This is a genomic window from Mesorhizobium sp. M1217 (assembly GCF_040318275.1).
In the GTDB taxonomy this organism is placed as follows: Bacteria; Pseudomonadota; Alphaproteobacteria; order Rhizobiales; family Rhizobiaceae; genus Mesorhizobium.
In genome coordinates, this window is the sequence record NZ_JAMYMA010000008.1 from 265,962 (window position 1) to 291,617 (window position 25,656).

At 62.9% G+C, this 25,656-nt stretch carries 23 protein-coding genes; 14 read left to right on the plus strand and 9 right to left on the minus strand.

Going from position 1 to position 25,656, the window contains the following annotated elements; genetic code table 11:
- Positions 1-50: 50 nt before the first annotated feature.
- From NKH37_RS16395 to NKH37_RS16425, 7 genes are all read left to right on the plus strand, one after another.
- Positions 51-353 carry a virulence factor gene (locus NKH37_RS16395; protein WP_023719932.1) on the plus strand — a complete coding sequence of 101 codons (303 nt, stop codon included), beginning with the start codon at positions 51-53 and terminating at the stop codon, positions 351-353.
- Entirely contained in the window at positions 346-969 is a 624-nt protein-coding gene (locus NKH37_RS16400; protein ID WP_352640482.1) for a methylenetetrahydrofolate reductase C-terminal domain-containing protein, read from the plus strand. The genes NKH37_RS16395 and NKH37_RS16400 overlap by 8 nt, the downstream gene beginning before the upstream one ends.
- Positions 966-2,057, plus strand: a complete 1,092-nt coding sequence (locus NKH37_RS16405; protein ID WP_023719930.1) for a methylenetetrahydrofolate reductase — start codon at positions 966-968, stop codon at positions 2,055-2,057. The genes NKH37_RS16400 and NKH37_RS16405 overlap by 4 nt, the downstream gene beginning before the upstream one ends.
- Before the next feature lie 80 nt (positions 2,058-2,137).
- Positions 2,138-3,112 carry a methyltetrahydrofolate cobalamin methyltransferase gene (locus NKH37_RS16410; protein WP_023719929.1) on the plus strand — a complete coding sequence of 325 codons (975 nt, stop codon included), beginning with the start codon at positions 2,138-2,140 and terminating at the stop codon, positions 3,110-3,112.
- Positions 3,113-3,225: 113 nt separating this feature from the next.
- Positions 3,226-5,295 (plus strand): ASKHA domain-containing protein, encoded by a 2,070-nt coding sequence (locus NKH37_RS16415; RefSeq protein ID WP_352640483.1) that lies wholly within the window; start codon positions 3,226-3,228, stop codon positions 5,293-5,295.
- A gap of 188 nt (positions 5,296-5,483) precedes the next feature.
- Positions 5,484-5,666: a hypothetical protein gene (locus NKH37_RS16420; protein ID WP_023719927.1), complete on the plus strand. Its 183-nt coding sequence runs from the start codon at positions 5,484-5,486 to the stop codon at positions 5,664-5,666.
- Positions 5,667-5,935: 269 nt separating this feature from the next.
- Positions 5,936-6,919 carry an alpha/beta hydrolase gene (locus tag NKH37_RS16425; RefSeq protein WP_352640484.1) on the plus strand — a complete coding sequence of 328 codons (984 nt, stop codon included), beginning with the start codon at positions 5,936-5,938 and terminating at the stop codon, positions 6,917-6,919.
- 6 nt (positions 6,920-6,925) lie between these two features.
- Here the strand turns inward: NKH37_RS16425 and NKH37_RS16430 are convergent, their stop codons facing one another.
- Positions 6,926-7,825 carry a LysR substrate-binding domain-containing protein gene (locus tag NKH37_RS16430; protein ID WP_023676521.1) on the minus strand — a complete coding sequence of 300 codons (900 nt, stop codon included), beginning with the start codon at positions 7,823-7,825 and terminating at the stop codon, positions 6,926-6,928.
- A gap of 230 nt (positions 7,826-8,055) precedes the next feature.
- Here NKH37_RS16430 and NKH37_RS16435 point away from each other — a divergent pair, with 230 nt between their 5' ends.
- The 3 genes from NKH37_RS16435 (at position 8,056) to NKH37_RS16445 (ending at position 9,998) form a co-directional block, all read left to right on the plus strand.
- Entirely contained in the window at positions 8,056-8,241 is a 186-nt protein-coding gene (locus NKH37_RS16435; RefSeq protein ID WP_353005452.1) for a hypothetical protein, read from the plus strand.
- Positions 8,242-8,575: 334 nt separating this feature from the next.
- Positions 8,576-8,710, plus strand: a complete 135-nt coding sequence (locus NKH37_RS16440) for a hypothetical protein (protein ID WP_013894968.1) — start codon at positions 8,576-8,578, stop codon at positions 8,708-8,710.
- 349 nt (positions 8,711-9,059) lie between these two features.
- Positions 9,060-9,998 (plus strand): GlxA family transcriptional regulator, encoded by a 939-nt coding sequence (locus NKH37_RS16445; protein ID WP_302895626.1) that lies wholly within the window; start codon positions 9,060-9,062, stop codon positions 9,996-9,998.
- Positions 9,999-10,030: 32 nt separating this feature from the next.
- Here the strand turns inward: NKH37_RS16445 and NKH37_RS16450 are convergent, their stop codons facing one another.
- The 7 genes from NKH37_RS16450 to NKH37_RS16480 form a co-directional block, all read right to left on the minus strand.
- The gene (locus NKH37_RS16450; RefSeq protein ID WP_352640485.1) at positions 10,031-10,816 is read right to left on the minus strand and encodes an ABC transporter ATP-binding protein; all 786 of its coding nucleotides are present in this window, start codon (positions 10,814-10,816) and stop codon (positions 10,031-10,033) included.
- Positions 10,813-11,589, minus strand: a complete 777-nt coding sequence (locus tag NKH37_RS16455) for an ABC transporter permease (RefSeq protein ID WP_352484520.1) — start codon at positions 11,587-11,589, stop codon at positions 10,813-10,815. The genes NKH37_RS16450 and NKH37_RS16455 overlap by 4 nt, the downstream gene beginning before the upstream one ends.
- A gap of 72 nt (positions 11,590-11,661) precedes the next feature.
- Positions 11,662-12,612: an ABC transporter substrate-binding protein gene (locus NKH37_RS16460; protein WP_352861044.1), complete on the minus strand. Its 951-nt coding sequence runs from the start codon at positions 12,610-12,612 to the stop codon at positions 11,662-11,664.
- 111 nt (positions 12,613-12,723) lie between these two features.
- A complete protein-coding gene (locus NKH37_RS16465) occupies positions 12,724-13,575 on the minus strand; it encodes a DUF1194 domain-containing protein (RefSeq protein WP_023719921.1) in 852 nt (283 codons plus the stop codon).
- A gap of 96 nt (positions 13,576-13,671) precedes the next feature.
- Positions 13,672-16,233 carry a GcvT family protein gene (locus NKH37_RS16470; RefSeq protein ID WP_353005454.1) on the minus strand — a complete coding sequence of 854 codons (2,562 nt, stop codon included), beginning with the start codon at positions 16,231-16,233 and terminating at the stop codon, positions 13,672-13,674.
- 268 nt (positions 16,234-16,501) lie between these two features.
- The gene (locus NKH37_RS16475) at positions 16,502-16,765 is read right to left on the minus strand and encodes a hypothetical protein (RefSeq protein WP_023676533.1); all 264 of its coding nucleotides are present in this window, start codon (positions 16,763-16,765) and stop codon (positions 16,502-16,504) included.
- Between the two features lie 156 nt (positions 16,766-16,921).
- Positions 16,922-19,411, minus strand: a complete 2,490-nt coding sequence (locus NKH37_RS16480; RefSeq protein WP_353005455.1) for a mechanosensitive ion channel family protein — start codon at positions 19,409-19,411, stop codon at positions 16,922-16,924.
- A gap of 215 nt (positions 19,412-19,626) precedes the next feature.
- On the opposite strand from NKH37_RS16480, the gene NKH37_RS16485 reads away from it, so the two are divergent.
- From NKH37_RS16485 to NKH37_RS16500, 4 genes are all read left to right on the plus strand, one after another.
- A complete protein-coding gene (locus NKH37_RS16485; protein WP_353005465.1) occupies positions 19,627-20,886 on the plus strand; it encodes a sarcosine oxidase subunit beta in 1,260 nt (419 codons plus the stop codon).
- Between the two features lie 91 nt (positions 20,887-20,977).
- Positions 20,978-21,274 (plus strand): sarcosine oxidase subunit delta, encoded by a 297-nt coding sequence (locus NKH37_RS16490; RefSeq protein ID WP_023719917.1) that lies wholly within the window; start codon positions 20,978-20,980, stop codon positions 21,272-21,274.
- Positions 21,271-24,267, plus strand: coding sequence for a sarcosine oxidase subunit alpha (locus NKH37_RS16495; RefSeq protein WP_023719916.1), 2,997 nt, complete (start codon positions 21,271-21,273; stop codon positions 24,265-24,267). The genes NKH37_RS16490 and NKH37_RS16495 overlap by 4 nt, the downstream gene beginning before the upstream one ends.
- The gene (locus NKH37_RS16500; protein ID WP_023719915.1) at positions 24,260-24,847 is read left to right on the plus strand and encodes a sarcosine oxidase subunit gamma; all 588 of its coding nucleotides are present in this window, start codon (positions 24,260-24,262) and stop codon (positions 24,845-24,847) included. The genes NKH37_RS16495 and NKH37_RS16500 overlap by 8 nt, the downstream gene beginning before the upstream one ends.
- Before the next feature lie 20 nt (positions 24,848-24,867).
- Here NKH37_RS16500 and NKH37_RS16505 read toward each other — a convergent pair whose 3' ends face one another.
- Positions 24,868-25,566: a nitroreductase gene (locus NKH37_RS16505; protein ID WP_023719914.1), complete on the minus strand. Its 699-nt coding sequence runs from the start codon at positions 25,564-25,566 to the stop codon at positions 24,868-24,870.
- Between the last annotated feature and the right edge of the window lie 90 nt (positions 25,567-25,656).

Here is a 25,656-nt window from a genome sequence, read left to right on the forward strand (position 1 = left end):
TCGTTTGTGCGTTCGATTGGACGCGCGGCGCTCTCCAGGAGCAGGAATTCATGGCCGATCTGATCGTCGTCTACTGGCGCGACATCCCCGCCCAGGTCATCATCAAGAAGGGCCGGCAGAACGCCAAGCGCGAACTGCCGTTGCGCTTCACCGAGGCGATCGACATGTGCGCCATGCGCACCGGCGCCGGCGGCACCGACGACTATCTTGCCGAATGGCGCAAGGCAGAGCCCGTCCCAGTCAGTGACGATCTTGAAGTTGAGGCCGAGAAGGCTCTTCAGGAGCTCGATGCGAAATACGACCGTGAGCGGTTGGTCGCTCTGGTCAAGGCGGGCGGCAAAGAAAATGTCTGATCCCCAATCAATGCCGGTGACGACGGCTCAAGCCGGCGTGACCCAGGCGACAATCGTCAAGAAGGCGGCGCCGAAATCCGACTACAAGCCGGCTGACGTGTCGCCGCAGCGGCGCGTGCAGCGCTCGTTTGCGGTGCGGCTTTGGTCGGTGCGGCATTCGCGGCTGCTCGAATGGTTCTACGCCAAATTCGCCGACATGTTCCTGACTCTCCACCCGCTATGGAAGGGCATCGGCTACAGCCGTGTCGAAGGGCCGGTGAAATTCGTCGAGAAGCGCGTCAAGGGCTTCATGTTCGACTGCCGCATGTGCGGTCAGTGCATTCTTTCCTCGACCGGCATGTCGTGCCCGATGAACTGCCCTAAGCAATTGCGCAACGGCCCTTGCGGCGGTGTGCGCGCCAACGGCAATTGCGAGGTCGAGCCTGATATGCCTTGCGTCTGGGTCAAGGCCTGGGAAGGCTCGCAGAACATGGTGCATGGCGACAAGATTTTGGACGTGCAGAAGCCGGTGGATCAGTCCTTGCGCGAAACCTCCGCCTGGCTGCGGGTGACCGCGCAGGCCGCGGCCGCCCGCAATGCGGCCCAGAATACTACGAACACCGGAGCGTCGGCATGATCGGCCGTCAGCCAGACGAGAATCCGGCCGGCATCCATTTGCCGCTCGATCCCCTGCCCGGTCACACCTCGCGCGGCCGGCTTGAGCGGGTCCTGCGGCGCGGCGAGTTCGCAGTGACGACCGAGCTCAATCCGCCCGACAGCGCCGATCCGGAAGACGTCTACAACCGCGCCAGGATTTTCGACGGCTGGGTCGACGCGATCAATGCCGTCGACGCTTCCGGGGCCAACTGCCACATGTCGTCGGTCGGTATTTGCGCGCTGCTGACCCGCATGGGTTATGCCCCGATCATGCAAATCGCCTGCCGCGACCGGAACCGCATCGCCATCCAGGGCGACGTGCTTGGGGGTGCTGCGATGGGTGTTGCCAACATGCTGTGCCTGACTGGCGACGGCGTGCAGGCCGGCGACCAGCCCGGCGCCAAGCCGGTGTTCGATCTCGACTGCATGTCGCTGCTCGAAACCTGCCGCATCATGCGCGATAACGGAAAATTCCTGTCCGGCCGTAAACTCACGACGCCGCCGCAGCTTTTCCTTGGCGCGGCCATCAACCCGTTCGCGCCGCCGATTGATTTCCGGCCCTATCGGCTGGGCAAGAAGATCGCCGCCGGCGCGCAGTTCGTGCAGAGCCAGTACTGCTTCGACGTACCGATGTTCCGCACCTACATGCAGAAGGTTCGCGATCTCGGCTATACCGAGAAATGCTTCATCCTGTGCGGCGTCGGGCCGCTGGCCTCGGCCAAGACGGCCAGATGGGTCCGCTCAAACGTGCCGGGCATTCACATTCCCGATCAGATCGTCAAGCGCCTGGAAGGCGCTCAGGATCAGAAGAAGGAAGGCAAGCAGCTCTGCATCGACATCATCAATGAGGTGAAGGAAATTCCAGGTGTGTCCGGCGTCCATGTGATGGCCTATCGCCAGGAAGAGTATGTCGCCGAGATCGTCGACGAGTCCGGCGTGCTGAAGGGCCGCCGGCCGTGGAAGCGCGAAATCCGCCGCGACGACCAGCTCGTTGCCGACCGGCTCGACCACATACTGCATGACGACCTCACCGAAACCCAGGTCGACATGGTCAAGACCGCGCATTGACAGCGCGAATCGTCAGCATTCGCTTGATCGGAAACAGATAACGATATAAAGAACTCTTTATATCACGATGGAGAGATTTCATGACCCGGACCATCGTCGCCTCGGCGACACGAGAAATCATCATCGGCTTCGATCAGCCCTTCTGCGTGATCGGCGAGCGCATCAACCCGACCGGCCGCAAAAAGCTGGCCGCCGAAATGATCGCGGGCAATTTTGAGACCGTCATCAGGGATGCGCTGGAACAGGCCGCCTGCGGCGCAACCATGCTCGACGTCAATGCCGGCGTCACCTCGGTCAACCCGAACGAGACCGAACCCGGCCTGCTGGTGCAGACCCTGGAGATCGTGCAGGGCCTGGTCGACCTGCCGCTGTCGATCGACTCCTCGGTGACCGCGGCGATCGAAGCGGCGCTGAAAGTCGCCAAGGGCCGACCGCTGGTCAACTCCGTCACTGGCGAGGAGGAAAAGCTCGAGGCCATCCTGCCTCTGGTCAAGAAATACAACGTTCCGGTCGTCGCCATTTCCAACGACGAGACCGGTATTTCGATGGACCCCGACGTGCGCTTCGCCGTCGCCAAGAAGATCGTTCAGCGCTGCGCAGACTTCGGTATTCCGGCGCATGACGTGGTCGTCGACCCGCTGGTCATGCCGATCGGCGCGTTGGGCGATGCCGGCCGCCAGGTGTTTGCACTGCTACGCCGCCTGCGCGAGGAGCTCAAGGTCAACACCACCTGCGGCCTCTCTAACATCTCGTTCGGCCTGCCGCACCGTCATGGCATCAACGCCGCCTTCATTCCGATGGTGATCGGCGCCGGCATGACCTCGGCGATCATGAACCCGGTGCGGCCGCAGGAAATGGAAGCGGTGCGTGGCGCCAATGTGCTGAACGGCACCGATGAGAACTGCACCAACTGGATCAGGACCTACAAGGATTACAAGCCTGCCGAAGGCGGCCAGGCCGTTGCCGCCCGGACGCAGGTCAACGCGCCGGGCGATGGCAATGGCAATGGCGGACGCAGGCGCGGCGGCCGCGAAGCGCGGATGGCCCGGGGTTGAGCCATGGCTTGGCCGACACGATATGGGGCCTAGGACTGGGGAGGAACCGAAACACTGCGGCATCGCTGCCGCGGCCAAGACCTGAGCAGCGTAGAAAGTAAAGTCTGGAACGTATGAACTCTCCCGTCAACATCACCGATCCGCTCGTGCTGTTCATGCCGTCTGGCAAGCGCGGGCGGTTTCCGGTCGGCACGCCGGTGCTGGATGCCGCACGCCAGCTCGGTGTCTATGTCGAGAGCGTGTGCGGCGGGCGTGCCACTTGTGGGCGTTGCCAGATCGAGGTGCAGGAAGGCAATTTCGCCAAGCACAAGATCGTTTCCTCCAACGACCACATCTCGCCCAAGGGCGCAAAGGAAGAGCGCTACGAGCGCGTTCGTGGGCTGCCCGAACGCCGCCGCCTGTCCTGCTCGGCGCAGATTCTCGGCGATCTCGTCGTCGACGTGCCGCAGGACACCGTCATCAACGCGCAAACCATCCGCAAAGACGCCGACACCAGGGTCATCGCCCGCGATGCGGCAATCCGCATGTGCTATGTCGAGATCGAAGAACCCGACATGCACAAGCCGCTCGGCGACCTCGACCGCCTGAAAATCGCGCTGATGAAGGACTGGGGCCTCAAGAGCCTCGATTTCGATTTCCATCTGTTGCCGCAGGTGCAAGGCATTTTGCGCAAAGGCAACTGGGCCGCGACCGCCGCCATCCACAAGGACACCGACAGCGAGACCGCACGGGTCATCGCCTTGTGGCCAGGCCTCAAGAACGAGGCGTACGGGCTTGCCTGCGATATCGGCTCGACCACGATCGCCATGCATCTGGTGTCGTTGCTGTCGGGCCGCGTCGCCGCCTCGTCGGGTACATCCAATCCGCAGATCCGCTTCGGCGAGGATCTGATGAGCCGCGTCTCTTACGTGATGATGAACCCGGACGGCCGCGAAGGCATGACAGTCGCCGTGCGCGAGGCCATTTCGGGCCTCGTCGACAAGGTCTGCGCCGAAGGCAGCGTCCAGCGCAACGACATACTGGATTCCGTTTTCGTCGGTAATCCGATCATGCACCATCTGTTCCTCGGCATCGATCCGACCGAGCTCGGCGGCGCTCCCTTCGCGCTAGCGATCTCCGGCGCCGTCCACATCAAGGCATCGGATATCGGCCTGAAGCTCAACCAGGGCGCCAGGCTTTATATGCTGCCTTGCATTGCCGGCCATGTCGGCGCCGATGCGGCGGCGGTGACGCTGTCGGAGGGGCCGCACCGCCAGGACGAAATGATGCTGATCGTCGATGTCGGCACTAATGCCGAGATCGTGCTCGGCAATCGCCAGCGGGTCGTGGCGGCATCCTCGCCGACCGGCCCGGCCTTTGAGGGCGCGGAAATCTCCGGCGGCCAGCGCGCCGCACCGGGTGCCATCGAGCGCGTCCGTATCGATCCCGAAACGCTGGAGCCCAAATATCGCGTCATCGGCTCGGAACTCTGGTCCGACGAGCCGGGCTTCCTCGACAGCGTGCAGGCGACCGGCGTCACCGGCATCTGCGGCTCCGGCATCATCGAGGTAGTCGCCGAGATGTATCTCGCCGGCGTCATCTCCGAGGACGGTGTCGTCGACGGATCGCTGAGCGCCCGCTCGCCGCGCGTCGTCGCCAACGGCCGCACCTTCTCCTATGTGCTGAAGGAAGGCGGGCCCAAGATCACCATCACCCAGACCGACGTGCGCGCTATCCAGCTTGCCAAGGCCGCCCTTTATGCCGGCACCAAGCTTTTGATGGAAAAGCAGCACACTGATCATGTCGACCGCATCCACTTCGCCGGTGCATTCGGCTCGTTCATCGACCCGAAATACGCAATGGTGCTGGGCCTGATCCCGGATTGCGACCTCGACAAGGTCTCGGCCGTTGGCAATGCGGCCGGCGCCGGTGCCCGCATGGCGCTGTTGAACCGCGGCTATCGCCGCGAGATCGAGGAAACCGTCAGCAGGATCGAGAAGATTGAGACGGCCCTGGAGCCGAAATTCCAGGAGCATTTCGTCTACGCCATGGCGCTGCCGAACAAGATCGACCCGTTCCCCAAGCTTTCGGCGGCGGTCAAACTGCCGCCGCGCAAGACGGTGAGCGAAGACGGCATTGCCGGCGACGCCGCCCCGCGGCGGCGTTCGCGCGAAGGCCACGCCGCGCGGCGCGGGCGGGGATGACTCGCCCCCGCTAGGCCTGTCATACCTTCCATTTTCATTTGTATGCAAATGTTTCCAGATCGCGCCGATCTGGAAACGAAATCGCGTTTTCGTGAAATCCGCCAGATACATAGGCGGTGCATTTAACCGGCATCGAACGGCAGGCAGAACCAGTTTCCGGCCACCGCAACGCTCCAAAGGAGATCAAGATGTCGATGTTCGAAAGCCTCGGCCGCTATGGTGCGGCCTTCAAGAAAGCACGCGAAGCGCGCAAGTCGCTGCGCATCCTGAACAGCCTGCCGCCTGAGATCCAGAAGGACATTGGCTGGCCGGTGTCGCCGCGATCGAGCAAAAAGCAGCTTTCGGTCGGCTGGGGCATGCAGCGCGGATGAAATTCACCGACAAATGCAAGCTGCTCGGTATTCGCCGGGGCCGCAATGCGGCTCCGGCTGCACCCAGCAATTGGCTGCGCGCCGCATTACTGCCCCGGCGTTGAGCTGCGCCGCTGGGCCAGGGACTCCATAGGCCGGACGCTTTGTCGCCGGCCGGGATCAAACCACCGTGTTGAGATCGCATAAATCTTGACTTTTTTGGTGGCGACACAATCTTCGAAATAGTCGGGGGTTCTCTTAGTCGGCTCAGCCGAAGTCCGTGTATCTGTATGCTCAGCCTCAAAAGCCACGTCGTGTCGTTCGTCCTCAGGTACAGCCGCAAGAAGGCGTTTTCCAGCCCGGAGAACCTGCAGCGCTGGATCGCCTATGCGCGCAAGACTGAAAACCATCAGCCGCCTGCGTCGCTGCAGTCGCGCCTGGAGATCACAACCCGCACGATCAGCGGCTTCCCCGTCTACGAGATCGCGCCCAAGGCTGGCGAGCGGAGGCGGATTCTCTACCTGCACGGCGGCGCTTACGTCTTTGAAATCACACCCTATCATTGGCGGCTGATCGCGGACATGGCCGACCGTCTCGGGTTCGGCATCACTGTGCCGATCTATCCCATTGCTCCCGAACACGATTTCCACGCCATGTTCGGCATGGTCGGCGCCGTCTACCGCCAGATGTTCGGCGAAACCGGGGCGAATGACATCATCTTCATGGGCGATTCCGCCGGCGGAAACATGGCCGTCGTGCTGACCATGATGGCTGCGCAAGACGGCCTGCCCTTGCCATCACGCCACGTGCTGATTTCGCCCGGCCTCGACGTGTCGCTCGCCAACCCAGAAATGTATGAGGCTGAACGCAACGATCCGTGGCTGGGCATTGCTGGCGGCCGCGAGGCGATCCGGCTTTACAGCGCCGGTATAGATCCCACCGACTGGCGCATCAGCCCGGTTTACGGCGACCTGTCGGTGCTGCCCAAAACGCTGCTGCTGACCGGTTCACGCGATCTGCTCACCCCCGACAATCTGATCTTCGCGGAAAAGGCACGCGCGGCCGGCGTCGAAATTGAGGTCGTCCACGAGCAAGGCATGTTCCATGTCTGGCCGTTGATCGACATGCCGGAGGCGCGACGCGCGCGGGACAGTATAGTGGCCTTCTTGACCAACGAAACTGACAGTTATCATGCCACGGCAGGCGTGTTGTCGCTGCAGAGGACAGACCGCGACGGAACCCCTCGCGATCTGGTTGCGCCGCTCAGGTCGTAGTTTGGGTCAGAACTTCCCAGTTTCCCTGAACATCTCAAACGTCGCGCGGATATGGTCGGCGACTGCCTTCACCGGCGCGCTGGCGTCTGGCGTCACCACCATGGCGAGATTGTAGGTGCCGATGTCAGGCATGCCGTCCTTCGGGCACAACTCGACCATGTCACTGCCGAGAAATGATTTCGGCAGCGGCGCGACTGCAAGATCCGCCATGATCGCGGCGCGCTGGCCGGCCGTGTGTGCGCTCATATAGGCGATGCGGTAGTTGCGGCCCTCGCGGCCAAGCGCCTCCAATGCCCCTGCCCGCCAGGCACAGCCCTCTTCCCACAATGAGACCGGCAGCGGCTCGCGCAGATGCGCGCAACCGCCCTTGGCACCGGCCCAGACGATCGGCTCTGTGAGCAGCACTTCGGCGCCGATCGCGCTGGTCTTGTAGGAGTTGGTGAGCAGCGTGATGTCGAGCGCCCGGTCGTCCATGCGCCGGCGCAAATTGACGCTCTGGTCGATGGTGACGTCGACCGCGATCGATGGATGCGATTGTGCGAACCGCTTCAGCACATGCGGCAGCACACGTTCGCCGTAATCGTCCGGCGAGCCGAGCCGCACCACCCCGACAATGTCTGGAATGATGAACTTCGACACCACCTCGCGATTGATCGACAGCAGCCGGCGCGCATAGCCGAGCAGCATCTCGCCATCGGTGGTCAGCGTCACCGAACGGGCGTCGCGCGCGAACACCGAGCGGCCGAGAATGTCCTCCAGCTTCTTGATCTGCATGGAGACGGCCGACGGCGTGCGGAAGACCGCATTGGCCGCAGTGGTGAAACTGCCGGTCTCGGCGATTGCGACGAAAGTGCGCAGGACGTCGAGATCGAGCAGCGGCAGCGGATGATTGAGTGGGGCGTTCATGGGAAGCGACCTTCAATTTTTCTGATGCAAACCATCATTCCATTTCGTTTGATTGAACATCAGTTTGGGAGGATAGTCAACTCCATCGAAGGCAAGACACGTAGAAGTGGTCCCGAAACAACCATGACACGGACCTGCAATCGACACGAAATGAAGCTGAAACAAACCCGGTGTACCGCCTGACGCTGCAAGCGCCGGGACAATCCCGGCCCAACGCGAAGGAGAATGAGATGTCTATCCTGTCATCCATCGGTCGGATCGCGACCGAGTTCAGCGAGGCCCGTGCCCGCTACCAGACGGAACGCGCCATCCGCGCGCTGCCGATTGAACTGCAGAAGGATATCGGCTGGCCCGAAGCTGCCGATGCCAAGACCGGCAATCGCCATGGTGTGGGATCTTGGGCCGGAGCAAAGTAACCGTGTGTATCAACAGCTGAAGGCCTGCCGCGCAGATCAGCCCGGCAGGCCTTTTTGTTTGTATTCAAATGATTTCCCCGAGCCATGTCGCCGCCGCATGACGCATATGAGCAAGTCGCATAGCAGCCCGCGCCGGCAATCAACACGTTGTAAATAATCGTAAATCCTGGGCAGAATGCCCAAATTTGTCGCATTCCGTGTCGCTTTTCATATCAAGTGCTTCGCTTTTGCGATTTAGTTTCCCCTCACCTAAGCCTATATCATCATCAACAAACGAGCTGCCCCACTCCATCAAGCGAAGGCGACCCGTCTGAGCAACCGAATGGAGATGATCATGAAGCTTTTTGCCCGCCTCTTTGCCCGCCGCGAAATGAACCTGACGACCGCGCTCGAGCGCCAGCGCCTGGCCAACACCATGCCTGGCCAGACCGGTGCCATGGCCGCCGCGCGCCTCGGCTTTGTCGCCTGAGACAGCAAATCTTGGCAGAAGCAGCCTAGCGCTGCTTCGAAGTCGACCCAGCGCCGCTTCGGCTTTGCCGAGGCGGCGTTTTCGTGTGCGCAGGCCGCGTCGGCTCGTTTGGAGAATCCGGCGGCACGCTGTGCCCTTCGCCGCATAGCGATTGCCCATTTGCGACCCATGTCGCAAATAAAGTTTTTCCGTTGCCATCTAGCCAATTGACAGGAAACGTTTTTCCTGATGTCGCTATGCTGATCGCGACATCCTGTTCGCGCCATTGCAGCGTGAGGATCTATCCGTGAACGTCGTAAAGCACCCGATCCGGCGATCGTTTGTATTCTTCCTGGTCCCCGATTTCACCATGATCGCCTTCGCGACGGCGCTTGATCCGTTGCGTTCGGCCAACCGCATGCTCGGCTATGAAGCCTATCGCTGGCGGCTCGCCAGCATCGACGGCAAGCCGGTGCGCGCCTCGAATGGCGTCGAATGCGCCGTCAACACCTCGCTGGAGGAAGAGCGCAAGAAAATGTCCGGACCGGACCGGCCGAACATGGCCATCGTCTGCAGCGGCATCAATGTCGAGCGCTACCAGAACAAATCGGCCTTTGCCTGGCTGCGCGAGGAGTACAATCGCGGCGTTGCCGTCGGTGGCCTGTGCACCGGCGCGCATATCCTGGCCGCCGCCGGCCTGCTGTCCAACAAGCGCTGCGCCATCCATTGGGAGAACCTGCCGGGCTTTTCCGAGGCGTTCCCCAAGGCCAATGTCTTCGCCGACCTCTTCGAGATCGACCAGAACATCTACACCTGCGCCGGCGGCACCGCCGCGCTCGACATGATGCTGAAGCTGATCGGCGACGATTTCGACGAGAGCCTCGTCAACCGCGTCTGCGAGCAGGTGCTGACCGATCGCGTGCGCAGCCCGACCGACCGCCAGCGCCTGCCGCTGCGCGCCCGTCTCGGCGTGCAGAATTCCAAGGTTCTGACCATTATCGAGCTGATGGAGGCCAATCTCTCTGAGCCGCTCTCGCTGATCGAGATCGCCGACCATGTCGACCTGTCACGACGGCAGATCGAGCGCCTGTTCCGCACCGAGATGGGGCGCTCCCCTGCCCGTTACTATCTGGAAATCCGCCTCGACCGCGCCCGGCACCTGCTGATCCAGTCGTCGTTGCCGGTGGTCGAAGTGGCAGTCGCCTGCGGCTTTGTTTCCGCCTCGCATTTCTCCAAATGCTATCGCGAACTCTATGCCCGCTCGCCGCAACAAGAACGCGTCGACCGCAAGCAGCTTCTGGCGGCTTGATCCGAGCCATCAGCTGAAGAAAGTCCACCGAGTTAAAGCGCTTCGGCCGTGCGCATCGCCTCGACGCGGATGTCTTCCGTCAGCCGCGCCTTCAGTGCCGAAAACTCCGGGCTGGTCTTCAGCGTATAGTGGCGCGGATGCGGCAGGTCGACGGCAACATCCGACTTGATGCGGCCGGGCCGCGCCGTCATCACCACCACGCGCGACGCCATGAAGATCGCCTCCTCGATGTCGTGGGTGACGAACAGCACCGTCTTTTGCCGGCGCTCCCAGATGCCGAGAAGCAGTTCCTGCATCAGCCCGCGGGTCTGGTTGTCGAGTGCGCCGAACGGCTCGTCGAGCAGCAGGATCTCCGGATCGTTGGCCAGTGCCCGGGCAATCGCCGTGCGTTGCTGCATGCCGCCGGAAAGCTGCTTCGGCCAATGGTTCTCAAAACCTCTCAGCCCGACGAGATCGACATAGGACGCGACGATGTCGCTGCGCTCGCGGTCGGCCATTCCGCGTTCGCGCAGGCCGAAGGCGATGTTCTCGGCGACCGTCAGCCACGGAAACAGTGTATAGGACTGAAAAACCATGCCACGGTCTGGACCCGGCCGGTCCACCACCCTGCCGTCGAGCAACACGCGGCCCTCACTCGGCGCTTCGAGGCCGGCGACGATCCTCAGCAGCGTCGACTTTCCACAGCCGGACGGCCCGAGGATGGTGATGAAGTCGTTGGCGGCGACCGCCAGATCGATCGGCATCAGCGCCTGGACCGGCTGCCCGCCGCCGACACCGGCGAACGTGCGCGAGACGCCTTCAATAAGAAGCTTGCTCACGCCAGGCTCCATGGAAACAGCCAACGGTTGAGCGCCTTGAAGGCGAAATCGGACAACAGCCCAATCAGGCCGATGACGATGATGCCGAAGATGATCTGCCCCGTCGCCAGCCGCGATTGGCTGTTGATGATCATGTAACCGATGCCCGACGACGAGCCGATCAGCTCGGCGACGATGACATAGGTCCAGGCCCAGCCGAGCACCAGGCGCAGGGTCTCGGCAATCTCCGGCGCATTGGCCGGCATGATCACGCGCCGCACGATGCCGTTGTCGGACGAGCCCAGCGTGTAGGCCGCCTCGACCAGGTCGCGCCGTGTGCCGCCGACCTTGACCGCGATGATCAGAATGATCTGGAACACCGAGCCGACGAAGATCACCAGCAGTTTTTCGAGTTCGCCGACGCCCGCCCACAGGATGAGCAGCGGGATGAAGGCCGATGCCGGCAGATAGCGGGCGAAGGAGACGAACGGCTCCAGGAACGCCTCCACGGGCTTCCAGGCGCCCATCACGATGCCGAGCGGGACGGCCACGATGGCTGCCATCAGAAACCCGCCGAAGACGCGCCAGATGGTGATGAGGATGTCGAGCCAGAAGCGGTCCTCGACCAGCAGCCGCCAGCCGTCTCTCAGCATCGAAAGCGGATCGGCAAGGAAGATGCGATTGACGTGGCCGCCAAGCGTGATCCACGCCCAGAACGCCACGAACAGCACGAAGAACGAGATGCCGAGCACGGTTCGAATGCCGGGCGAGACCGGATGCAAGGGGCGCGGCATCGTCAACCGTCCTTTGATCTGAATGAAAAAGCGGCGGCGCAGGGCACCGCCGCCGGGCGACAATCCTGCCGGTCAGTCGGCGACGGCGCTGGTGTCGGCCAATGTCGAGACGTCGGGCGCTTCCTTGATCAGGCCCATCTGCAGCAGAAGCTCGCCAGCGGTCTTGGAAAAGTCCTGGAACTCCTTGGTGAAGAACTGCTTGTTTTCGGCCTTGTCCGCCCATTTCAGGTATTTGGCCGACTCTTCGAACTCCCTGGCCGACTGCTTCACGTCGGCGCCCATGGTCTCATAGGATTTCGCCGGATCGCTCTTGATCAGGTCGAGCGCCTCGAAATAGCTGTCGGCAAGCGCCTTGGCCGCATCCGGATTGGCCTTGAGGAACTCCGGCGTGCAGCCGACGGTGTCGAGCACCATCGGATAGTCGAGAGTGGTCACGAGGATATGCCCCTGCTCGGATTTTTCGCGCACCGCCGAGATGAACGGCTCATAGGTGACTGCCGCATCGTTCTGTCCGGCAAGAAACGCCTGCGCCGCGGCATCCGGCTCCAGATTGACGACCGTCACGTCCTTGGTCGACATGCCATTCTTGTTGAGCACCCAGGCCAGCATGAAATAGGGCGACGTGCCCGGCGCCGAAGACGCGACCGACTTACCCTTGAGATCGGCAACGGTCTTGATGTCGTTGCGGGCGACGATGCCGTCGGCGCCGTAGGATTTGTCGAGCTGGAATATCTGCTTGGTCGTCACGCCGTTGGCGTTCCAGACCAGCCAGGTCTCGACCGTGGTGGCGGCGCATTGCAAGTCGCCGCTGGCGATGGCGAGCGGCCGGCTGGCTTGCGGCACCTTCTTCAAGGTGACGTCGAGGCCATGCTTTTCGAAGATGCCGGCCTGCTTGGCGAGCGTCAGCGGCGCAAAGCCCGTCCATCCGCTGATGCCGATGCTGACCGATGTGGCGGCCATCGCCGGCGCGCACAACCCAGCGACAAGCGTCAAGCCTGTGGCAAGAATTCCGATCCTGTTCATGTCGGTTCCCCTTTTTTGTTCGGATCGGAATTGTGTCACAGACGCCCGCAGGCTTGTCAATGAAGCCGATGCTGCACTGCGGTATCTCACCGCCGGCAGCAAACTTCGCCATTAGCGGGTGTTGTACATCCAGCTGCGGTCGCGCCACATTTTTTCGCCGACCAGGCAGTCGGTGACGGGGCTGTCCTGTGCCAAGACCAATGGCGGATGCGCCGCCTCTTCCGCCGCTCGCTGCGGCGAGGCCGGACCGGCAAGCTCAAGCACCAGCTTGCGGCGGATGGCCTCCGGAAACTGCGTCCAGTCATTGACCGGGATCATGAAGGAACCCGGCCCACCGATGACGCAATCGCTGTAGTAACGGTCGAGATTGTTGACATCGTAAGCGCTGCTGAACCCGCCGCCCTTGGTCATCAGCGGCAGGCCGTTGACAGTGATGCCCTGCTTGATCACGGCGTCGCGGGTGATGTCGACAGGTGCGCCCTGGTTGTTGGGGCCGTCGCCCGAAATGTCGATCACCCGCTTGACGCCCTGGAAGCCGCTTTCGGCGAACAGATCGCTGGCGAATTCCAGCGCGCCGGAGATGGAGGTGCGCCTGGCACTGGCCGGCGGATGAGCGGAAAGCTGCGCTGCCAGCCGCTCGGCGTCGGCACGGTTGGCGATTACCGTCCACGGCACAACGACCTGCTGCCAGGTCGCGCCTGCCCATTCGACGTAGGTGACGGCAATCTTGCCGTGAGCGCCGTCGCCGATTGCCTGCAGCACGTCGTCGTGCGTCAGCGCCGCCGCATAGCCGTGGCGCTGGATTTCGAGCTCGTCGGGCGACATGGACAAGGACACGTCGACTGCCAGCACCAGTTCGACGTCAACCGGCTCGGCGGCGCGGGAGATTGCCGCCGGCCATAGCACCGACGCCAGCGCGGCGGCACCCGAGACGAGATGTCTTGCACAGGCAAAAGCAGACATGCCGCACGGTAAGCTAAAATCGACGACCGACAAAGAGGAAAGCCCGGCCGAGAGCGCGGCTGTTCCAGTCACGTTTTTGCGAGCACGTCTCTAAGTTCAGCTGCGCGGATTGAGGTTCTCCGGGTCGTAGAGCGGCCTGTAGCCGACGGCGGCCACTTCGACCGGGTATTTCTCGCCGAAATATTCGACGCTCAACTTGCGGCTCTCCTGGCAATAAGCCCAGGGCAGGTAGGCGAGCGCGATATTCTTGCCGAGGGTCGGACCATAGGCCACCGAGGTCGTGAACGACCGACGGCCGAGCTCGTCGACCAGCGTCTCACCGGTTTGCGGGTCCATCACCGGCATCGTGCCGACCGGATAGCGGGGAACGCCGTTGGAATCGGTATTGTCCGTCATCACAAGGGTGCAAAGCATGGCCGGCTGATGCGCCCGGGCGCGATATTCCAGATGCTTTGCCTTGCCGCAGAAATCGGCCTCCTTGACCTTCGGCCGGGCAAGATCAGCCTCCAGCAGATTGTACTCGGTCAAGAGATCCGCGTTCTGCAGGCGCAGGCTCTTCTCCATGCGGCGGCTGTTGGCATAGGTCTCGACGCCAAAGGCCATTACGCCGGTCGACCGCAGGGCGTCCCAGACGGCCAGGCCGTCCTCGTAGCGCATATGCAGTTCCCAGCCTTGCTCGCCGACATAGGAGATGCGGAAGGCGGTCACGTCCTTGCCGGCGATCCTGACAGGCTTGATGGCGGCAAAGGGAAAATTCTCCGGCGTCAGTCCGTCGGGATTTTCCACGACCTTGCTCAATGCCGCCCGCGCATTCGGACCCCAGATGCCGACGGTCACGTACTTCTCGGTCACGTCGGTGACGGTAACGTCGAAGCCTTTGTCTTCTGCCGTCCGGCGCATGTACTGGAAGTCGCGCGGTCCGGCATCGGCGCCGTCGATCACGCGGCAGCGGTCGGCCATGCGGATGACGGTCAGGTCGGCGCGCACCATGCCTTCCTCATCGAGGAAATGGGTATAGATGCCCTTGCCGATATTGCCGTCGCCGCCGATCTTTGCCGCGCACAGCCATTCCATCAGCGCGACGTGATCGGGGCCTTCGACGTCGTACATGGCGAAATGCGACAGGTTGACGATGCCGCAATCCTCGCTCATGGCGAGATGCTCGGCATTCGAGACGCGCCAGAAATGGCGGTTGTCCCACTCGTTTTGACGCATCGGCACCCGGTTGCCGTATTTCTCGAGCAAATGCTCGTTGGCGGCGTAGCCATGGGCGCGTTCCCAGCCGCCGAGCTCCATGAAATAGCCGCCGAGTTCCTTCTCGCGCTCCCAGAAGGGCGAGCGGCGGACATTGCGGGCCTTGGAGAAGGGTTCGCGCGGATGCACCGCCGGGTTGTAGACCTTCATCGCCGTTTCGGTGCAGCGGTCCCAGATGAACTGCTCTTTCGTCTGGTGCGGATAGAAGCGCGAATAGTCGATGGCGTGGTGGTCGATCGCCGTGCGGCCGTCCGTCATCCAGTCGGCGATGAGCTTGCCCATGCCCGGGCCATCCTTGACCCAGATGGCAACGGCATACCAGAGGCCCCTGACCTTCTGGCTTTCGCCCATCGACGGGCCGCCGTCCGCCGTCACCTGCAGCAGGCCGTTGAAGGAATGGCTCTCATTGTAGCCCAACTCGCCCAGGATCGGCGTCAGTTCCATGGCGCGCTCGAGCGGCGCCATGATCTGCTCCATGTCGAGATCGCGCTGCGACGGCGAAAGCCGTGCCTCGTTTTTCTCGAGAATGTCGCGCGGATGGCAAAGGCGCGGATTGGTCTCTTCGTAGTAGCCCCACTCGATCTGCCCGCCTTCGGCCGTCTTGGGATCGCCGGTATCGCGCATGTAAGCCGAGTTGCCCTGGTCGCGCAGCAGCGGCCAGCCGATCTCCTTGCCGGTGCCGGCGAACTCGGTGTACGGCCCGAAGAAGGTAAGCGGATGGTCGATCGGCATCACGGGCAGGTCCTCGCCCGCCATTTCCGCAATAAGCCGTCCCCAGATTCCGGTGCAGACCACGACATAGTCGGCTTCGATAGTGCCGCGGTCGGTCACCACGCCCTTGATGCGGCCGTTCTCGATGACGAGCGACTTGGCGGAGGTATTGGCAAACGCGCTGACTTTGCCGGAGGCTTCCGCCTGGTCGACCAGCTTGCCGGCGACCGTCTGCGAGCGCGGGATGACGAGGCCGGCGTCGGGATCCCACAGGCCGCCCTGTACCATCTGTTCTTCGATCAGCGGGAATTTTTCCTTGATCTCGGCGGGATCGATCAGGCGGGCGCGTGTGCCGAAGGCCTTCGCCGAGGCGATCTTGCGCTTGATCTCCGCCATGCGGGCGTCGTCGCCGACGCGGGCGACCTCGAGGCCGCCGATGCGCGCGTAATGGCCCATCTTTTCGTAGAAATCGATGGAATAGAGCGTCGTCCAGCACGACAGGAAATCGTGGCTGGTCGTGTAGCAGAAGTCGGAGGCATGCGCCGTCGAGCCGATATCCGTCGGGATGCCTGATTTGTCGATGCCGACAATATCGTCCCATCCGCGCTCGATCAGGTGATGGGCGACCGATGCGCCGACGATGCCGCCAAGCCCGACGATGACGACCTTCGCCTTTTCCGGAAACCCTGCCATTGCCCGCGACTCCAAGATGCTATTGCGCCAGACTATAGGGCGGCGCCGCGCCGCGCTTGCAGCCTGTTTGCGACATCGCCAAAAAAGCCCGCGCCACCAGCCCGTCGAATGCAGTTAGACCTACGCCTTCGCCCTGCTCAGTACGAAGGCGCTGCTAGAGCCCGTCCTGCGCAGCTTCGAAGAAAAGTGCATACATTCATCGCCGATTACCGGAAGCAAATAAAAGGCCGGGCGTTTGCCCGGCCTTCAAAAAATCATGGCGTCGACTTTACTTGATGCGCGCGACGCCGCCCGAGATCTCAATGGTCTCCGAACCGGTCAGCGCCTCGAGGTCGCCATTTGGCAAGGTAACAAAACAGCCGCTCGGGCAAAATTCCACGGTTTCGCCGGCGGCCAGCGCCAGCTCGGTCTTGCCGCCGCCTTCCGTCACGATCAGCGTGCGGGTCTCAGCGTCCTTGTTGACCGCGCTGGCGGCATGGGCCGAACCGCCCACGGCCAGAAAAGCGATGGCGGCGACGAGAGACTTCCACATTTTGCAGTATCGGTGTTGCCACCGCCTCTGTTGCATTTTGCAAGGCATTCTCGCCGTTTGCAGGTGAGCTTATATGCAATGCAAGCTGAACGGCAACTGAATGCCGCATTCATGCCGCAATTGGTTTCCGATGGCTTGAAGGCAAGCTCCAAACAGCTAGTCAGGATCGGGCTTCCGCACCTTGCGTCCCGACTTGGCGAGACGTTTCGCCTCCGCCACTGCCAGTGCTTTTGCTTGCTCTCGCTCGGCGAATTCGACTTCGATCTTGTCGTCGTCGATCGGCCACGCCTCGTGCTTTTTGGTCTCGACGACGGCGCGCGGCGCCGACGGAATTTCGATATGCTGGTCGGCGAACACATCGAAGATTGCAAAGCGGATGTCGTTCTGGACGATATTGCCACTAAGAACGTCTGCCAGGAACACGCGAATCTCGAATTCGAGCGCGGCCGGGCCGAAATTGGAAAACAGCACAAAGGGTTCCGGGTTCTTCAGCACCAGCGGATGGCTGCGTGCGATCTCCAAAAGGACGCCATGCACGTGCTTGACGTCGCTACCATAGGCAACGCCGATCTTGATGTCGACGCGGCCGAGCTTGTTGCGGTGCGTCCAGTTGCCGACCGCATTGTTGATCAGGTTTGAATTGGGCAGGATCACCGATTGCCGTTGGAACGTCTCGATCTCGGTGGCGCGCACGCTGATCTTCTTGACAGTGCCGCTGATGTCGCCGGCGACGATCCAGTCGCCGACCTTGAACGGCCGCTCGGCCAACAGGATCAGGCCCGAGACGAAGTTCGAGACGACATTCTGCAGGCCGAAGCCGATGCCGAGGGACAGCGCACCGGCGACCAGCGCGAGGCTGGAGAGGTCGATGCCGGCGGCCGAGATGCCGACCAGTGCCGCGACGGCGACGCCGGCATAGCCGACCGCCAGCCGGATCGAATTGCGCACGCCGGTGTCGACGCGGCCGCGCGCCATCACCGAGCCGTCCAGCCATCCCTGGAACCAGCGCGTCAGGAAATAGCCGATGATGAAGACAACGACGCCTGAGAGGATGCCGGTGATCGAGATCGTCACCGAGCCGATGGTCAGCCCCGTTGCCAGCTTGTAGGCCCAAGCCTGGATGTCGCCGGGCTGGAAGCCCCACGTCAACAGGATCAGCGGCAGGAACACCAGCACGATCATCACGTTGATGGCGACGCTGACGACCAGGCCGAGCTGGTCGAGCGCGGTCGGCTCATAGCTTGAATTGGCGGATAGCCAACGGCCGATCGAGCTATTGGCGAAGCCGCCTTCCTCGCCGATTGCCCGCGCCGACAGGAAGCCGATATAGGCGGTGACCAGGATGGTGCCGGTGATCACGACCTGCACCGAGACGAACATGGCAAGGCCGATATAGCCGAACAGCGCCGACGCGATGGTGAACAGCCCCAGCGCCACGGCGGTGTAACGCAGCCACGCCGGCCACGGCCGCCAGATCCCGTCGGCGGCCTTGAACGGCTTCAGCAGGCCCATCAGGATCAGGATGACGCCGACGATGATGGTGGCGACAAAGCTTCTGGCGATGGTCAGCGACAGCGGCGAGCCCATCTTGTCGTTCACGACCGACAGGAAATAATTGATGCCGATGGCGACGGCCATGGCCGTCGTCAGCCGCACCAGCCAGCGCGCCGGGCCGGTTTCGACAGGGATCAGACGCCAGTTCGGCAGTCGCGGCTCAAGCGCCGCATTGGTCAGCCGGTTGACGCAGAACACACCCGCGACAACGGCAGCCAGCGCATTCAGGAAGATGCCGATATCGCCACGCAAGACGTTGTAATAATTGAAAAAGAAAATGGTCGAGGCAAGGAAGACGCCGACTGCCAGCGTCGGCAGCAATGTCGACCAGAACGCCACCGACAGCCGGCTGAGATAGGAGGGATCCTCCACCGAGGGGTCCGCTTCGAACACACGGCCGAACAGGCGCCGCCCGCCGACGAAAAGCACGGCGGCCAAGGCAAGCGCCATCAAGGCCGCGGCAAGAACGGCCTGGAACTTGAACTTGAAGGCAAAGCTCAGCCAGGACGACACCGCCTTGTAGAAACTGGTAAATTCGTTGTTGGCATCGGAAATGACCTCCGGGCTCAATGCATCGGACAGCACGTAACGCTTGGTGAGCTGGTTGCGGAAAAGCTCGCTGCGCATATTGCCGATCTTCTCGATCAGCCCGCTGATGCGGATCGACAGGTTTTGCGCCGTGGCGATGACGGCATTGATCTCGGCTTTTTCGGAGGCCAGCGCCTGGCGTTCGCCGGTCACGATATCGGGCTCGGCCGGCTGGCCCGCGGCCGGCGGCGGGCCTAGCTGCTCTAGCCGGCTGTTGATCTCGCTCAGCCGCGGCCGGAAAGCGAGCGCGCTGTTGAGCGAGGCACGCGACATTTCTTCCAGCTGCAGCCGAATATCGACAAGGCTGGCGTCATCGTCGCCGTCCTGCTGGAACTTCGTTTCGAGATTGTCGGTCTTCGTCGTCAGGTCCTGGAGGATTTTCTGCTGATCACTGACCAGTCCCGCGGGCGCCTGGCCAAGCCCTTGCGCCACCGCTCGCAACGAAAGCGGCGCCGAGGCGACAAGCATCAGGACCAGAACGAAGCGGAGCAGTCGGAAAAACATGATTGTCTGGCGACTCACGGGCGATAAGGCGTTCTAAAGGCCTGCTCTTGATAAAGACCGTCATATCTGGGGGCAAGCCGTCCCTGACGGCCCGCTTTCGAAGTCGGCCAATCCAATCGAAGTCGGGGAGTCGAAAAGCGATGGCGCAATCTTGGCTTTGCGTTGGCGGCCTGCTCTATAGTCTGCCGCAAAGCCTGAAATGGATGACAATAAGAATGGCGGAATATTCGGCCTTTTCGCTTCTCAAGAACGCGCTGACCGGAAACAAGGACTGGAAGCCGGCCTGGCGCAAGCCCGACCCGAAGGCGTCCTACGATGTCATCGTCATCGGCGGCGGCGGCCATGGCCTGTCGACCGCTTACTATCTCGCCAAAGAGCACGGCATCACCAATGTCGCGGTGCTGGAGAAGGGCTGGCTCGGTTCCGGCAATGTCGGCCGCAACACGACGGCCGTCCGCTCCAACTACCTGCTGCCCGCCAACACGCGCTTCTACGAACATTCGATGAAGCTGTGGGAGAACCTGTCGCATGACCTCAACTATAACGTCATGTTCTCGCAGCGCGGCTGCCTGAACCTCGCCCACACACCTGCTCAGCTCGACGACTATGTCCGGCGCGGCAACGCCATGCGCCATCTCGGCGTCGACGCGGAACTGATGACCACGGCGGAGATCGCCCGCCTGGTGCCGGCGCTGGACGTCTCCGCCACGGCGCGTTTCCCGATCGTCGGCGGCCTGATGCAGCGACGCGCCGGCACCGCCCGCCACGATGCGGTCGCCTGGGGATATGCGCGTGGCGCAGATCGCCGCGGCGTCGACATCATCGAAAACTGCGAGGTCACCGGCTTCCTGCGCGACGGCGACCGCATCACCGGCGTCACGACGACCCGCGGCGAAATCCGCGCTAAAAAGGTAGCGGTCGCGGTGGCCGGCAGCACCGGGCGGGTCATGCGGCTTGCCGGCATCGAGACAATGCCGATCGAGAGCCACGTGCTGCAGGCCTTCGTTACGGAATCGCTGAAACCGTTTATCGATACGGTCCTGACCTTCGGCATGGGCCATTTCTATATGTCGCAATCGGACAAGGGCGGCCTTGTCTATGGCGGCGACCTCGACGGCTACAACAGCTACGCCCAGCGCGGCAGCCTGCCGATCGTCGATGAGGTGATGAGCGAGATGCTGGCGCTGTTCCCGGGGCTCGCCCGCGTCCGCATGCTGCGCTCATGGGGCGGCGTCTGCGACATGTCGATGGACGGCTCGCCAATCATCACCACCGGTCCGCTGCCGGGCATGTATCTCAACTGCGGCTGGTGCTATGGCGGCTTCAAGGCGACGCCGGCTTCCGGCTGGTGCTTTGCCTGGACCATTGCCAAGGACGAGCCGCACGATCTCAACGCGGCCTTCACGCTCGACCGCTTTTACCGTGGCATGGTGATCGACGACAAGGGCCAGGGCGCCACGCCCCGGCTGCATTAGGCCATGATACCGAACCGCAGGTCCGCGTCAGCGAAAAGTGGAAACCGGTTTTCGGACAAGATCATGGTCAAACGAGAAGTTTAAGAGATCCATGCTCATCACCTGCCCCTATTGCGGCCCGCGCGACGTTATCGAATTCACCTATCAGGGCGACGGCAATCGCCAGCGCCCACAGCCCGCGTCGCAAAACCTCGACGCCTGGAACGCTTATGTCTACGACCGGCTGAACCCCGCCGGCGACCACAATGAGATCTGGCAGCATTCCGGCGGCTGCCGCGCTCATCTCAGGGTGGTGCGCAACACGCTGACGCACGAGATCTCCAGCACTGCCTTCGCGCGCGGCGACCACAACTCGGTTGCGCGGCACAGGGCCGAGGACAAGTCATGAGCCCGCGCCGTACCGAGACCGGCGGCCGCATCGACCGGCTGCGGACCATCCGCTTCACCTTCGACGGCGCGCCTTATACCGGCCATGCCGGCGACACGCTGGCTTCGGCGCTGCTGGCCAACGGCGTCACCCTGTTTGGGCGTTCGTTCAAATATCACCGCCCGCGCGGCGTGCTGACTGCCGGCGTCGAGGAGCCAAACGCGCTCGTGACTGTGTTGAGGGGCGAGGTTCGCGAGCCGAACATTCCCGCCACCATGGTCGAGATCTATGACGGGCTGGCCGCAATGAGCCAGAACCGCTTCCCCTCGCTTGCCTGGGACGTCAATGCCATCAACCAGCTCGGCGGCAAGCTTTTGTCGGCCGGCTTCTACTACAAGACCTTCATGGGACCGGTGGTCGGTCCGCTGAAGGGCACGCGCTTCTGGATGTTCTGCGAGCATTTCATCCGCCGTGCCGCCGGCCTGGGCAAGGCAGGCACGGCTCCCGATACGGCGCGCTACGAACGCATGAACGCGTTTTGCGACGTGCTGGTGGTCGGTTCCGGCCCGGCCGGGCTGATGGCCGCCAGGGCGGCCGCCGATCAGGGTGCACGCGTCATCCTGGCCGAGCTCGAGCCGCATTTCGGCGGCTCGGCCAATTGGTCGGGCGAGACGATCGATGGCATGCCGGCCGCCGATTGGGCGGCGCGCGCCGCCGGCCAGCTCGAAGGCCATGACAATGTTCGCCTGCTGCCGCGCACCACCGTCTGGGGCTATTACGACGGCAACACGCTTGCCGCGATCGAACGCGTCACCGACCATAAGGAAACGCCGGACAAAGGCGAGCCGCGCCATCGCTACTGGACCATCCGCGCCAAATCGGTGGTGCTGGCCACCGGCTCCCTGGAGCGTCCCTTGGTCTTTCCTGGCAATGATCGGCCAGGCGTGATGCTGGCGCATGCGGCCGAGCGCTATGCCAATGAATATGGCGTGCTGCCGGGTCACAGGGTCGCGCTGTTCACCAACAATGACAGCGCCTATCGCGCAGCACTGGCGTTGAAGAAGGCCGGTGCCGCGGTCGTCGCCATCGTCGACGCGCGCCCGGAGCTTTCGAGCGAAATGCGCAAGCTGGCCGGCGAGACCGAAGCCGAGATCTTTTCTGGCCACGCGGTGATAGCCACCGAGGGCGGCAAGGCGCTTTCCGGCTTCAAGGTGCAGCGCTTCGACATGGCCAGTGGTGCGCTTTCCGGCGATGCGCGCAGCATCCACGCCGATTGCCTGCTGATGTCGGGCGGCTGGTCGCCGACCATCCATCTGGCCAGCCAGGCCGGAGCCAAAGCGGAATGGAACGAAGCGTTACAAGCGTTCCTGCCGCCGAAACCGACAACACGGCAATGGATCGGCGCCGGCGCCTTCACCGGCAGTTTCTCCACCGCCGAGGCGATCGCCGAAGGTCGCGCCGCCGGCCTTTCCGCTGCGGGCGCAACAGCCACGCCGGCGGCCTTGCCTGCCGTCGGGGCAGCACCTGGCGATCCCGATCCGGCACCGGTGTTCGAGATCAAGGCCGCAGGAAAAAGCTTCGTCGACTTCCAGCATGACGTGACGGCCGACGACGTGCGGCTGGCGCATCGCGAAGGCTTCGTCTCGGTCGAGCATCTGAAGCGCTACACCACGCTCGGCATGGCGACCGACCAGGGCAAGAGTTCCAACATACCAGGCCTCGCCATCATGGCCGAGGCGCTGGGCAAGCCGATCCCGCAGGTCGGCACGACGCGCTTTCGTCCGCCTTTTTCGGCGGTGTCGATCGGCTCGCTTGCCGCCGAACGCTTCGGCGATCTGAAGCCCGAGCGGCTGACGCCGATGCATGACTGGCACGTCGCCAACGGCGCCACCATGTATTCGGCCGGCCTCTGGTACCGGCCGATGATCTACGGCCATCCCGGTGAAACGATCGAGCAGGCCTATGTGCGCGAGGCGAGAGCCACGCGCGAGAGCGCCGGCATTGTCGACGTCTCGACACTGGGCAAGATCGCGGTGCAAGGCCCGGACGCGGCGGAATTCCTCGACCGCGTCTACACCAACATGTTTTCGACGCTGGCCGTCGGCAAGGCGCGTTATGGGCTAATGCTGCGCGAGGACGGCCTCGCCTTCGACGACGGCACCACCTGGCGGCTTGGCGAGCAGGATTTCCTGATGACCACCACCACCGCCAATGCCGGCAAGGTAATGCAGCATCTGGAGTATTTTCTCGACGTGATCTGGCCGGAGCTGAAGGTCCACGTCACCTCGGTCACCGACCAATGGGCCGGTGCCGCCATCGGCGGGCCGAACGCCAGGCAGATATTGGCTGCTTGCGTCAGCGGCACCGCTGTCGACAATGCCGCCCTGCCCTTCATGGGCATCGTCCACGGCGAAATCGCCGGCGTGCCGGTGATGATCTGCCGGCTGTCCTTCTCCGGCGAAATGGCCTTCGAGGTCTATTCCGGCGCCGGTTACGGCACCCATGTCTGGGAGGCGCTGATCGAAGCCGGCAAGCCGTTCGGGCTGGTGACCTACGGACTGGAGGCGCTGGGCACCCTGCGCATCGAGAAGGGCCACGTCACCGGCGCCGAGATCGACGGTCGTACCACGGGGCGCGACCTGCATCTCGACTGGATGCTGTCGAAGAAGAAGCCGTTTATCGGTTCGGCGATGATGGATCGCGAGGGGCTGATCGCGCCCGACCGCCTGGAACTCGTCGGTATTGTTTCGCTCGACAACCAGCCGCTAAACGGCGGCGCACACATCGTCGAGGAGCTTGACGAAGCCAATCCGCACGGCTCGCTCGGTCACATCACCGCTTGCTGCTATTCGCCGGCGCTCGGCAAATATATAGCGCTTGCCTTGGTCAAGGGCGGCAAGGCGCGGCGCGGCACGCGCGCTTATGTCTCCGACCCGTTGCGCAACCGGTTCGGGCCGGTCGAGATCGTCTCCAACCATTTCTTCGATCCGGACGGGAGCCGCATGCATGGTTGAGCGCCAATCACCGCTTGAGCCGGTGCTGCATCCAGGCTCGCATGGCAATTTCGAGCACGGTGTCGAAATCATCCTCTCCGAAACCAGGCCGGGTTCGATCCTGCAGCTCGCCGCCTGGCCCGGCCAGGAGAAGGCGTTGATGGCCGGCATCCGCACTGTTACCGGCCTGGCTTTGCCCGACGGCGCCGGCGGCGGTGTCACGGACGGCGTCAGGTCGGTGTTCGGCTTTGCGCCGGGAAAGTTCACAATGGTCGATGAGGCCGAGGGATTGGCATCGGCCTTTGCCGACGTCGTCACTCCGTCCATCGGTACGGTGACCGACCTTTCGCACGGCCGCACCGCGATCCGTATCGCCGGGCCAAAGGCCGAGTGGGTCCTGGCAAAATTCTTCGCCATCGACTTCGCGCTGCCGGCCTTCCCGATCGGCGCCGGCCGCTCGACCATGCATCACGACGTCTTCGCCCAGATCCAGCGCACCGGCGCCGATCAGTTCGACATCTATGTGTTCCGCTCGTTCGCACGCTCGTTCTGGAAGGCACTCTGCCACGCCAGCGAGGAAGTCGGCTACGAAGTGCAGTAGCTAGACGGCGCGTCGTCACCTTACTCGGCGAACGTCACCCACTCTTCCAGCGGCGCGCGATCGGTGCGGAAGGCATTTTCAGGCTTGGACGTATCCTCGTGGCCGAGCGCCATGCCGCACACGACGATCTCCTCGTCGGGAATGTCGAGCACGGGCCTGATCTGCCGGTGATAGGGCGCGAAGGCGGCCTGCGGGCAGGTGTGTAGGCCCCTGCCCCGCGCCGCGACCATGATGTTCTGCAGGAACATGCCGTAGTCGATCCACGACCCCTTGTTCAGCCGCCGGTCGACGGTGAAGATCAAGCCGACCGGCGCATCGAAGAAGACGAAATTGCGGTCGTGTTGCGCACGCATCCTGTCGACCTCGCGCCGGCCGATGCCGAGCACGCCGTAGAGGCCGAAGCCGTTGGCCCGCCGTCGCGTCAGATAGGGTTCGAAGAACTGGTCAGGATAGTAGCGGTACTCGTCCCACTCCGCCTTTTCGGCGCGGATGCCCGAACTGAGAATGGCGTCGGTGATGCGCTGCTTGACCTCGCCCTTGGTCACATAGACCTTCCAGGGTTGCATGTTGGTGCCTGAAGGCGCGCGCGCGGCAACGGCGAGAATATCGCGGATGGTGTCGTCATCGACCATGTCAGGCAAGAAGGCGCGTACGGACCGGCGCGAGGTGATCGCGTCATCGACGATCGCCGCCGCAATCCGGGAGTTGTTTTCCAGCATGGGCCGTCCCTTTGCGCATAATCCTGGAACCCGGCTTTTCCGGAAAGGATCATGCGCCGACTAGAAGTGATGGAGCATCCTTGCGAGTTT

Coding starts and splice junctions, on each gene's coding strand:
- NKH37_RS16445 (WP_302895626.1), top strand. CDS start 9,060: ATGATCGCCTTCGCGACGGCGCTTGATCCGTTGCGTTCGGCCAACCGC.
- NKH37_RS16455 (WP_352484520.1), bottom strand. CDS start 11,589: ATGCCGCGCCCCTTGCATCCGGTCTCGCCCGGCATTCGAACCGTGCTC.
- NKH37_RS16505 (WP_023719914.1), bottom strand. CDS start 25,566: ATGCTGGAAAACAACTCCCGGATTGCGGCGGCGATCGTCGATGACGCG.
- NKH37_RS16425 (WP_352640484.1), top strand. CDS start 5,936: ATGCTCAGCCTCAAAAGCCACGTCGTGTCGTTCGTCCTCAGGTACAGC.
- NKH37_RS16465 (WP_023719921.1), bottom strand. CDS start 13,575: ATGTCTGCTTTTGCCTGTGCAAGACATCTCGTCTCGGGTGCCGCCGCG.
- NKH37_RS16400 (WP_352640482.1), top strand. CDS start 346: ATGTCTGATCCCCAATCAATGCCGGTGACGACGGCTCAAGCCGGCGTG.
- NKH37_RS16495 (WP_023719916.1), top strand. CDS start 21,271: ATGAGCCCGCGCCGTACCGAGACCGGCGGCCGCATCGACCGGCTGCGG.
- NKH37_RS16475 (WP_023676533.1), bottom strand. CDS start 16,765: ATGTGGAAGTCTCTCGTCGCCGCCATCGCTTTTCTGGCCGTGGGCGGT.
- NKH37_RS16440 (WP_013894968.1), top strand. CDS start 8,576: ATGAAGCTTTTTGCCCGCCTCTTTGCCCGCCGCGAAATGAACCTGACG.
- NKH37_RS16420 (WP_023719927.1), top strand. CDS start 5,484: ATGTCGATGTTCGAAAGCCTCGGCCGCTATGGTGCGGCCTTCAAGAAA.
- NKH37_RS16430 (WP_023676521.1), bottom strand. CDS start 7,825: ATGAACGCCCCACTCAATCATCCGCTGCCGCTGCTCGATCTCGACGTC.
- NKH37_RS16415 (WP_352640483.1), top strand. CDS start 3,226: ATGAACTCTCCCGTCAACATCACCGATCCGCTCGTGCTGTTCATGCCG.
- NKH37_RS16460 (WP_352861044.1), bottom strand. CDS start 12,612: ATGAACAGGATCGGAATTCTTGCCACAGGCTTGACGCTTGTCGCTGGG.
- NKH37_RS16490 (WP_023719917.1), top strand. CDS start 20,978: ATGCTCATCACCTGCCCCTATTGCGGCCCGCGCGACGTTATCGAATTC.
- NKH37_RS16395 (WP_023719932.1), top strand. CDS start 51: ATGGCCGATCTGATCGTCGTCTACTGGCGCGACATCCCCGCCCAGGTC.
- NKH37_RS16410 (WP_023719929.1), top strand. CDS start 2,138: ATGACCCGGACCATCGTCGCCTCGGCGACACGAGAAATCATCATCGGC.
- NKH37_RS16500 (WP_023719915.1), top strand. CDS start 24,260: ATGGTTGAGCGCCAATCACCGCTTGAGCCGGTGCTGCATCCAGGCTCG.
- NKH37_RS16405 (WP_023719930.1), top strand. CDS start 966: ATGATCGGCCGTCAGCCAGACGAGAATCCGGCCGGCATCCATTTGCCG.
- NKH37_RS16435 (WP_353005452.1), top strand. CDS start 8,056: ATGTCTATCCTGTCATCCATCGGTCGGATCGCGACCGAGTTCAGCGAG.
- NKH37_RS16485 (WP_353005465.1), top strand. CDS start 19,627: ATGGCGGAATATTCGGCCTTTTCGCTTCTCAAGAACGCGCTGACCGGA.
- NKH37_RS16470 (WP_353005454.1), bottom strand. CDS start 16,233: ATGGCAGGGTTTCCGGAAAAGGCGAAGGTCGTCATCGTCGGGCTTGGC.
- NKH37_RS16480 (WP_353005455.1), bottom strand. CDS start 19,411: ATGTTTTTCCGACTGCTCCGCTTCGTTCTGGTCCTGATGCTTGTCGCC.